The 756-nt window shown below is 47.6% G+C and carries 1 protein-coding gene; it reads right to left on the reverse strand.

What is annotated here, in order from left to right; all coding sequences use genetic code 11:
* The coding region (locus AC1DCV_RS35725) for a hypothetical protein (RefSeq protein WP_477027674.1) at positions 1-756 on the reverse strand (756 nt) is incomplete at both ends.

The raw sequence follows: 756 nt of genomic DNA on the forward strand, positions 1-756 counted from the left end.
TCTGATCTGCGATCGCTTTAATCACTGCAGCGGTAGTAGTAAATACTGCTGTGTCTTTCGGGAATACGATAGACGTTTGCAGGTATTGGAAGTCGGTTGCAGCTGCTTCTGTACCGGCCACTTTCGTTGTTAAGGTAATGGTCACTGGTCTGGCAGAGCGGTAACCAGCAGGCAACGACATTTTGAACGCGGTACTGTTGCCTTCATTCAATGTTAAGCTATCAGCCGTCAGCGTCAGTTTCTTCTGCGCAGGGTCCGTGAGATCTTTAACATAAATATGGGCGCTGGTAGCAGGCATATTTACATTGCCTTTATTACCATCTACATTTAAAAGCCCTTCATCATTAAACACATTATTGGTCAATGTCTGAATAGCGGTGGCATCACCGTGATCCGCTCCGTTGGCAATGGTAATAGTAGCAGGGAGACTGGTATAACGACTATCTGCAATCGTAGATGACACCACATCTTTGGTCAGGTTCACCGTCCAGGCTTTACCGGCTTTCCAGCCATTGGGTAAAGTAGCGGTAATTACGGCACTCTGTCCTTCGTTCACGCTATCCGGTACGCTGCTCAGTTTGATGGAATCGCCGGCAGGGAATGGATACTGCGCATCCTTGATTGTCAGATCAAGCGTTGCTGGTGCAAAGGTGTAAGGAGTGCTATAAGCATCACTTACCGCAGGGGTAAGGTGAATATCTTCTACATCTTCTACCAGGATATCAGCAGCTACTTTCAGTTCAGCAGCACCGGAAG

Source organism: Chitinophaga sp. 10T418, assembly GCF_056394125.1.